Annotated in this window: 8 protein-coding genes and 1 pseudogene; 7 read left to right on the top strand and 2 right to left on the bottom strand. The window is 61.3% G+C overall.

Features of this window, described 5'->3' with window-relative positions:
- Positions 1-467 (bottom strand): helix-turn-helix domain-containing protein (locus DDF70_RS34035; RefSeq protein ID WP_114946241.1); only part of this gene is annotated, 467 nt, incomplete at its 3' end.
- 188 nt (positions 468-655) lie between these two features.
- Here DDF70_RS34035 and DDF70_RS34030 point away from each other — a divergent pair.
- Positions 656-1,348, top strand: a complete 693-nt coding sequence (locus DDF70_RS34030; protein ID WP_162820875.1) for a hypothetical protein — start codon at positions 656-658, stop codon at positions 1,346-1,348.
- A gap of 649 nt (positions 1,349-1,997) precedes the next feature.
- Here DDF70_RS34030 and DDF70_RS34025 read toward each other — a convergent pair.
- Positions 1,998-2,696 (bottom strand): annotated as a pseudogene (locus DDF70_RS34025) (IS6 family transposase).
- A gap of 274 nt (positions 2,697-2,970) precedes the next feature.
- Here DDF70_RS34025 and DDF70_RS34020 point away from each other — a divergent pair.
- The 6 genes from DDF70_RS34020 to DDF70_RS33995 all read left to right on the top strand — a co-directional run.
- Positions 2,971-4,200 (top strand): ABC transporter substrate-binding protein, encoded by a 1,230-nt coding sequence (locus DDF70_RS34020; RefSeq protein ID WP_162820874.1) that lies wholly within the window; start codon positions 2,971-2,973, stop codon positions 4,198-4,200.
- Between the two features lie 106 nt (positions 4,201-4,306).
- Entirely contained in the window at positions 4,307-5,191 is an 885-nt protein-coding gene (locus DDF70_RS34015; protein WP_114948984.1) for a carbohydrate ABC transporter permease, read from the top strand.
- Complete coding sequence (locus tag DDF70_RS34010) at positions 5,188-6,036, top strand: carbohydrate ABC transporter permease (RefSeq protein WP_114948983.1); 849 nt, start codon at positions 5,188-5,190, stop codon at positions 6,034-6,036. Before DDF70_RS34015 ends, DDF70_RS34010 begins: the two co-directional genes overlap by 4 nt.
- A gap of 29 nt (positions 6,037-6,065) precedes the next feature.
- Positions 6,066-8,036 carry a glycoside hydrolase family 127 protein gene (locus DDF70_RS34005; RefSeq protein WP_114948987.1) on the top strand — a complete coding sequence of 657 codons (1,971 nt, stop codon included), beginning with the start codon at positions 6,066-6,068 and terminating at the stop codon, positions 8,034-8,036.
- 39 nt (positions 8,037-8,075) lie between these two features.
- Positions 8,076-8,825 (top strand): ThuA domain-containing protein, encoded by a 750-nt coding sequence (locus DDF70_RS34000; RefSeq protein WP_114948982.1) that lies wholly within the window; start codon positions 8,076-8,078, stop codon positions 8,823-8,825.
- Positions 8,826-8,864: 39 nt separating this feature from the next.
- A partial coding sequence (locus DDF70_RS33995; RefSeq protein ID WP_114948981.1) for an ABC transporter ATP-binding protein occupies positions 8,865-9,272 on the top strand: 408 nt, incomplete at its 3' end.

The following is a 9,272-nucleotide window of genomic DNA, read 5'->3' as shown; positions in this document are numbered from 1 at the left end:
CGGCTCTTCTGCCAGCTCAGGCCCGCCTCGTGCAGGGTGCGCGCGATGGTGAACCGGCTCACCTGCGGCAGGCCGTCCGGGGCTTGGCGCAAGGCCTTCTGCAGCAGGCTCAGCGACCAGGTCGCGGTGCCGTCCTGCTCGCGCTGCGGCGCTCGCGCCCATTCGGCCAGGATGCGCTGCTGCGCGTGAGCCCCATAGCGGATCCGTGGCCCGCCACCGTGGTGCGGGCGCACGGCGGCCAGGCCCTCGCGGTTGAAGCGACTGACCCAGGCCGAGATGGTCTCGTTGTGGCCGCGCCCGACGAGATGGGCGGCGGCGGTGTAGCTGGCGCCTTCGGCAATCGCCAGCAGGGCACGGGCACGGTCGACTTCAGCGGCAGGGGTACTCTGGGAGCGGCTCAGGCGGGTGAGCTCTTTGCGCTCGTCTACGGTGAGCGGGCGTAGTGGATCTTTCTGGTGGCGCGACATGGGGCACCTCGCAACACGAGGATCACCATGCCACTATACCATATCCGACGGCAGACGACCCACTAGGCGCTTGACCTTGCCATCATGAGAAGGTGCAGGGTGTACCCATCGTCCTCTCGTATTGGAGAGCAGATCATGTACGGATGCAGCACCCCCCCGCCTCAGTTCACCCGGACAAGGGCATGATCATGGACAACAGAGCATTCAGCTCGCGTAGATCGCTGTGCCTCTCGGCCGGGCTGCTGCTGGCAGGACAACTCCTGTACATCGTGGTGACCCAGTTCCATGCCGGGGGTGATGCCAACAACCATCATGCCATCTTCGCCACGTACGCCGCCAATGGGATCTGGACGGCCGTGCATCTCGGCCAGTTCGTGAGCATGGCGATCCTGATCGCGGGACTGTTCGCCCTGTGCTCCGCCTTGGACGTGCGGGATGGAATGGCGACATGGGCGGGTCGCTTCGGTGCCGCTTCGGCAACGGTTGCACTGGCGCTCTATGGCATCCTCCAGGCGGTGGATGGCGTCGCCCTCAAGCAGGCTGTGAACGCATGGGCGGTCGCCCCAGAAGCCGAGAAGGCAGCGCGCTTTGCAACCGCCGAGGCAATCCGTTGGCTTGAATGGGGGGTGAGAAGCTACCAAGACTTCGCGCTGGGTCTCGCCTTGCTCCTGTTCGCGGTCGCGGTGGTACGGCTGGCTTGGGCTCCGCGGCCGATCGCTTCCCTGATGGGGCTCTCCGGCCTGGCCTATCTGGTGCAGGGCTGGGTGCTTGGCTCCCAAGGCTTCTCGTCCATGCATTCAGCAGCCATCGTGGTGGCCTGGGTTTTGAGCCTAGCTTGGATGATCTGGCTCGCCATCGTCGTCTGGCGGATGCGAAACTGAGCGAGGCAGGCGGGCATCTCCCCGGTCGAGCTTAGGACTCGGGCGTTCCGCTCCCAAAGCGTGTGGCTCCGGGCACTGCCGCCGTCACGCTCAGCCTCGATCACATCCAGCAGGTGCCGTTCCCGAACGGTGAAACGGCAGGAGGCGATCCGAAAACCCAGAAGGGCGAAGGACGAGGACCGTCGCCCGGGCGACGACAAGGGTAAAGGCCCCGCCGGGTCCATCATCACGGTTCCCTCATGTCCCCCGCGATCCGCGCCCTGACCGCATGTGGTGCAATTAACATCACGAGCCAGTTCAAGAGGCACACGAAAGATCTAGGACGTCTCAGCGACAGGCTTTGAGCGTGACCGAGTGAACGACTGCTGACAGTCTGAATCCGGACCTCCGCTTAAGGTCGGCCCCGTGCCAAAGCGGCCATTCGTCATATTTCGATCGGTGAGGGAAGCGCCGCCCGCAATTGGATTGCTCCAGGTGTTGAGCCGGTCAGTTCAACGCTCGCGCTCAGGATTAAGCACGCTTGATCGCATTGGTTCTACGTAAATGCGTGACGACAGAGTCGGAGTCCGGCTCTCACACAGACACTGTTACTTAGGGCTTTGTTGCAGTAACTGCTATAGGGCACAATGCATCCATCGGAAGGCTCTCATCAGGCGGCAAAACCGAAGAGCTGGTTCACAAGACGGATTTCGCCTGTCGCGCCGGGCTGCGGCAGGATGCAATGGCCGCGACGGATCATACGCATGACCTCAAAGCCCTTCAGCGTCGCGGAAGCTGTTCTCATCGTCTGGAAGCCGCGGGTCGGTCGGATCACGCGCTTGAGCGCACCATGATCCGCCTCGATGACGTTGTTCAAGTATTTTGATGTCCGATGCGCGACATCTTTCGACAGCAGCCCGTCACCCTGCAACCGCTCGATGGCCTTCGGGTAAGATGCCAGTTTGTCAGTCGTGATGGAGGATGGCGGACAGTGACTCATCATCTTGACGGCTTTGCGCAAGAAGCGATATGCCGCCTAGGTGTTCCGGCGGTCTGACAGCATGAAGTCGATGAGTTGACCGTGCTTGTCGACAGCGCGGAACAGATATTTCCACTTGCCGCCAACCCGCACATACGTTTCGTCCACGCGCCACGACCCAGAACGGGGACCCTGACAGCGACGGATCCGCTTCTCGAGCTCGGGCGCATAGCGCTGGACCCAGCGAAAAATGGTGGATGGGTCGACATCGATCCCACGCTCCAGCATCATCTCGGCCAGATCGCGATAGCTGATGCCATATTTGCAGTACCAGCGCACGCACGACAGGATGACCTCGACCGGAAAGCGACGGCGCTTGAACAGAGACAACAGGACGGCTCCTCAGGTATCCGCCCTCCTTATACCGCCAAGGTTAATGCAACGGTGCCGCTGGGTGGCACTCAGGTTGCCTTCGGACCCAGTATCATTGTTACATCTACCATTGAGCCTCCATCCAACATGCGAAGTTGGAACTGACTTTCGCACACAGATTACCCGTTTTTACCCAACGAACGGGAAATCCGGATTGCGCCCCGTCAGCGGCCCCGTGATGCTCATGAACAAGCGAGCATCGAAAAGATGCCGTCGACCCGGAGGAAATGCCATGAAGAGAAGATCATTCCTAAGCATCGCTGCCCTAATGTGCCTGTCAGCGAGTGCTGCCTATGCGCAGCCGAAGACTGTGACGCTCTGGCATGTCTTCAATCTGGAAACAGACATGATTCATGGCGGCATCAAAGCGTTCAATGAATCCCAGAATGACTACCGCATCGAGGCGCGCATCGTGCCCGGGACACAGGTCGTGACGGAGCTGATCAAGGCAACTGCGACAGGATCGGTGCCGGACCTTGTCACCCTCGACAACCCGGTTGTGGCGAGCTTTTCAGCACAGGGAACGCTCACTGACCTGACCGACCGGGTCGCAAAATCCAACGTGATCAAGCCCGACCTCTATTTCCCTGGGCCTTGGGCCGCAGGATCCTGGAAAGGCAAGATCTACGGCGTACCGCGCGACGCCAATACTCTCGCGCTCTACTATAACGCCGACATGTTCCGCGCCAAAGGCCTCGATCCCGACAAGCCGCCGAAGACCTGGTCGGAGCTGAAAGCTGCCGCCGAGAAGCTGCGGGATCCCGACAAGGGCGTCTACGGGTTCGGCTTCAGCGCGCTCCAGGCTGAGGAAGGCGTGTTCCAGTGGTTGCCGTTCCTAACTCAGGCCGGAGGCTCCGTCGACAAGCTTGATCAGCCTGAAGCCGCGGTGGCGCTGCAGTTCTGGGCCGACATGGTGAAGAACGGTATCGCTTCCAAGGACGTGATCAATCAGCGGCAATACGAGGTCGCCAACACGTTCATGGCGGGCAATACCGCGATGGCTCTCGGTGGTCCGTGGGAGTTGCCCCGGATGCAGACGGAAGCAAAGTTCGACTGGCGCCTCACGCTTCTGCCTGTAAAGGACGATAAGAACATCAATGCATCCGCTCTCGGAGGCTATATCTTCGTATCGCCGAAGGGAGCCAAGCAGGTCGACGGCGCCTTCAAATTCATCGAGTTCATGTCCAATCCGCAATTCCTGAACGAGGGCTGGAAGACTGGCCGTCTTGCGCCGCGCACGGATGTGGTCGTTCAGGACCCGCAATGGCCTCAGGCTTACTCGATCTATCGTGAGCAGATGCAGTCCGCCCGCCCGCGTGGCCCTCATCCGCAATGGCCTGAGATTTCCCGCGCCGTCCAGACGGCCATGCAGGAAGCGATCACGGGCGTGAAGCCCGCCGATGTCGCCCTCAAGGAGGCCGCGAAGAAGATCCAGCCGATCCTCGCCAAGACGCCTCTTTAATAAGGCGCGGGGCGCACGGTCCGGCATTTGCCGAGCAAACCGTAAAGGGCACCCGCATCCTGGTTCGGGTGCCCAGATCTTCACCGCATAACGTCGGAGCTAAGCGATGGCGAACGTTCGCTCGCCGCTACTGTACTTCTTCCTGGCAGCGCCAGTCTGCTATCTCATGGCCTTCATCGGCTTTCCTATCGTCTACAACGTCGTGATGAGCTTTCAGGAGGTCAATCTCGGCAACATCGTCGATTTCCTGCGTCCCTTCGTGGGGCTTGATAACTACAGGACAGTCATCGCCGATCCATCCTTCCAGCGGGTGTTCATCAATTCTCTGCTGTTCGTCGTGGTCAATGTCGTAGCGCAGGTTTCGATCGGCCTCGCAGTGGCGATCTTCTTCTCGCAGCGCTTTCCGGGAGCGCATTATCTGCGCGGGCTACTGCTCGCGTCCTGGATGCTCCCTGCCCTCGTCGTGGGCGCCCTTTGGAAATGGCTGTTTGCGACCGAGTATGGAGTCGTCAACCACGTTCTCTCGACCATGGGTTTCATCGGCTCGCCGATCCATTGGCTCTCAGATCCGTCCGTGGCTCTGACATCCGTCACAATCGCCAATATCTGGTTCGGCATGCCCTTCAGCATGATCCTGATCGCGGCCGCCCTCACCAGCGTCCAGCACGAGCATTATGAAGCCGCGACCCTCGACGGCGCGGGTGCATTCGCGCGCTTCCGCTACATCACGCTTCCGGCGATCATGCCGGCTCTTCTGGCGGTCGCCTGCCTGGTCACAATCTATACGATGCGCGCCTTCGATCTCATCTTCGCCATGACGCAGGGCGGGCCGCTGGATGCGAGCAATGTCCTGCCGCTCCTCTCCTACCAGTTCTCGTTCCAGCAGTTCCAGTTCGGCATCGGATCGGCGATCGGCAGCTTCTCCTTCGTCATCGTGTTCGCAGTAGCGCTCCTCTATGTGCGCACCCTCAAGAAGGAGGCCATCGGATGAGAGGAACATCTCGCAAGCTCGGCGACCTGCCGTTCGGTGGCGTCGCTCACACGGCGATCGCCGTAATCGGGCTCGCCCTCTACCTGTTTCCAATCTATTGGATGTTCACCTCCGGTCTGAAGACGTCGGCGGAGATCTTTGCCAAGCCGCCGACCCTCGTGCCGAGCCATCCGACGCTGGACTCCTTCCATTACGTCTTCGTGCGCGAGAACATCGGCCGTTACCTGCGGAATAGCCTGGCGATTGCCATCCCGGTAACGGTGCTTACGTTGCTCCTCGGCTCCATGGGCGGTTACGCCATGAGCCGGTTGAAGTCGCACCTCGTCAACGTGGCTCTGGTTGTGGTGCTGATGCTCCAGGTTTTTCCCGAAGCCCTGCTGGCGACGCCGATGTTCATCATCTTCCGCTCCCTCGACATTCTGAACACGTACGCAGCCGTGATTCTCGCCACAACCTCGAAAACGCTCGCCTTCGCCCTCGTGATCCTACGACCGATGTTCCGTCAGGTTCCCTACGAGCTTGAGGAAGCCTCCTACATGGACGGCTGCAACCAGTTTCAGACCTTCTGGCGGATCGTTCTGCCGATTATGCGGGTGCCGCTCATCGTGGTCGGGGCCCTGTGCTTCGTGCAGGCCTACGGACAGTTCGTCTACGCCCTGACCCTGCTGAGCGAGCAGGAGTTGCAGCCTGCGACGGTCGGCATCTACAGCTTCGTCGGCGCCGAATATGCGGACTGGCATCGGGTGATGGCCTTCTCCTCCGTCTTCGTCCTGCCGATCCTCGCCGTCTTCCTGCTGCTGCAACGGCAAATTGTTTCCGGGCTCACGGCCGGTGCACTGAAATGATCGGTTCGTTCGCCCCTCAAGAGAAAACCATGAAGAATTTCAAGAGCAGTCCCTCCCGGCTTGAGACCCGCAGCCGCTTCCGCTCGCCGAATATTCAGCAGGTCTCCATGGGTGGATTCTGGGCGGACCGCATCGCAGCGGTCGCCGAGAAGACGGTCCCGATCCTGCAGCTTCGGTGCGACGAGGCCGGAATGTTCGACCAGATCGACCCGGCACGCCCCATTCCCGAACAGCGCATTCCGTTCAGCACGGCATTCGGCGGCGGCAAGGTTCGCCCGGTCGGAGGCAATGTGACGGCCCAGATGTACTGGGACTCGGACGTCGCTAAGATGGTCGAGGCGGCGGCCTTCAGCTTGGCCTCACACCGCAACGATACCATCGAGGCCGTGATCGACCGGATCGTCGACATGTATGAGGCGCTTCAGCAGGAGGATGGCTATCTCAACAGCTGGTACATCCGCATGCAGCCCGGCAAGCGCTGGACCAACCTCCGCGACTGCCACGAGCTCTACTGCGCCGGGCACCTGATAGAAGCCGCGGTTGCCTACTACCAAGCCACGGGCAAGCGCAAGTTCATGGACGTGATGGGCCGTTATGTCGATCACATCGCCAGCATGTTCGGACCGGAACCCGACAAGCGACGGGGCTACTGCGGCCATGAGGAAATCGAGCTGGCTCTCGTGAAGCTGGCCCGCGCGACCGGTGAGCAGAGATATCTGGAGCTTGCCAAGTACTTCATCGACGAGCGTGGCCGAGAACCGCATTATTTCCTCATCGAGGCAGAGGAGCGCGCGGAGGAGCCCGGCCGGTTTGCCCATGGCACCTTCGAGTACAACCAGTCGCACATTCCAGTTCGTGAGCAGACCAAGGTGGTCGGTCACGCCGTCCGGGCGATGTATCTTTACTCGGCCATGGCCGATCTTGTCACCGAGTACGGCGATGAAACGCTCCGGTGCGCCCTCGACGCTCTCTGGGACGACCTCGTGACGAAACGCCTTTATGTCACTGGAGGGCTCGGCCCCTCGGCCGACAACGAGGGCTTCACCAGCGACTACGACCTTCCCAACGAGACTGCCTATGCGGAGACCTGCGCGGCGGTAGGGCTCGTCTTCTGGGCGAGTCGGATGCTCGGGTTCGGAGCAGATACACGATACGCGGACATCATGGAACAGGCTCTCTACAACGGTGCGCTCGCCGGCGTATCCCTCGACGGCATGCGCTTCTTCTACGAGAATCCTCTCCAGAGCCGCGGCAATCACCATCGTTGGCCCTGGCATCGCTGTCCGTGCTGCCCGCCAAACATCGCGCGCCTCATCGCCTCCATCGGCACCTATGCCTATGGCGTGGGCGAAAGCGAGATCGCCGTGCATCTCTATGGGGAGAACCAGGCTCGCATCGATCTCGGCGGACGCGCAGTGCATCTCTCGCAGAACACCCGATATCCATGGGATGGTTCGATCGCTATCACAATCGACGTTGAGGAGCCGACGGGCTTTGCCCTTCTCCTGCGCATACCCGCCTGGTGCGCGACGGCGACCCTGAAGGTGAATGACGAAATCGTCGACCTCGCGGCCACGCTGCAGAGGGGCTATGCCCGGCTCGACCGAACCTGGCGCCCGGGTGACCGGGTGATGATCGTCCTCGATCTGACGATCCAGCGCCTTTATGCCCATCCCAACGTCCGCCAGGACCGGAACCGAGTGGCGCTGCGCCGAGGACCGCTCATCTATTGCCTGGAGGGAACTGACAATTCCGTGCCGCTCGACCGGATCAGCTTGGCGCCCGATGCCGCATTCGAGGCTAGGTTCGAAGAGAACTTTCTGGGCGGCGTCGTGACGTTGCAGGCTCCCGCGACTGCCGAGACCTCGGACGATTGGCTGCAAACCCTGTATCGCCCTGAGCCGCCTCGAACAAGTCCCGCAAGCATCACGGCAGTCCCCTACTATGCCTGGGATAACCGAGAGCCCGGCGAGATGCTGGTCTGGCTGCGGGAGACTTAAGTTGAACAACAATCATCCCTCCGAGTGCAGGAAATCAGAATGAGCAGAAACCCGCGTATCGTTGTGTGGAACGAGTTTCGCCACGAGAGAGAGAATCCCGTTGTCCGCCGGATTTACCCCGACGGCATTCATACAGCGATCATGAACGCCTTAAGGAGAGACGGCTTCTCCGATGTCCGAAGTGCAACGTTGGACGAGCCCGAGCATGGATTGCCACCCGAAGTCCTGGAAGAGACGGATGTCCTGCTATGGTGGGGCCACCGCCACCACGACGATGTTTCGGACGCTGTGGTGAAGCGCGTGCACGACAGAGTGCTCAGAGGCATGGGCCTGGTCGTGCTGCATTCCGGCCATTTCTCGAAAATCTTCAAGCGCCTTATGGGCACTGCCTGCAGCGTGAACTGGCGCGCCGACGGCGAGCGCGAGCGCGTCTGGGTGGTGAAGCCGGAGCATCCCGTCGCGGAGGGGCTCGGCCGGTACTTCGAGCTCGAGCAGGAGGAGATGTACGGAGAGGTCTTCGAGATCCCGGAGCCGGACGAACTCGTCTTCCTGAGCTGGTTCGCTGGTGGCGAGGTCTTCCGGAGCGGCTGCTGCTACACGCGCGGGCGCGGCCGGATCTTCTACTTCCGCCCGGGGCACGAAACCTTTCCGACCTATCATGATGCAACCGTTCAGCGTGTCATCGGCAACGCCGCCCGCTGGGTGGCGCCCCATGCGATTGCGCAAGACCCCTCCGCCAACATCCGTCGTGATCCGCTCGAACCCCTGCATAACGGCAGGGCGGGATAACGACCAAGGACAACAAACGAGATAACTGGAGAGACTGGCATGGCTGGAGTCGAAATCCGAAACGTGAAGAAAGCCTATGGGGCCGCTCAAGTCATTCACGGCGTGTCGATCGACATCCAGGACGGGGAGTTCGTGATCCTCGTCGGGCCGTCGGGCTGCGGCAAGTCGACCCTGCTGCGCATGATTGCCGGCCTGGAGAGCGTCTCCGGCGGCGAGCTGCGCATCGGCCCCAAGGTGGTCAACGACGTGCCGCCGAAAGAGCGCGACATCGCCATGGTGTTCCAGAACTATGCGCTCTACCCGCATATGACGGTGGCCGACAACATGGCCTTCTCGCTCAAGCTGAAGCGCGCCCCCAAGGCCGAGATCAAGGCCCGGGTCGATCGCGCCGCCGAGATCCTCGGCCTGACCAAGCTGCTCGACCGCTACCCGCGCCAGCTCTCCGGC

This window comes from Microvirga calopogonii, from assembly GCF_003347665.1.
Classification (GTDB): Bacteria; Pseudomonadota; Alphaproteobacteria; order Rhizobiales; family Beijerinckiaceae; genus Microvirga; species Microvirga calopogonii.
This window is presented reverse-complemented; position numbering and strand designations above follow the sequence as displayed.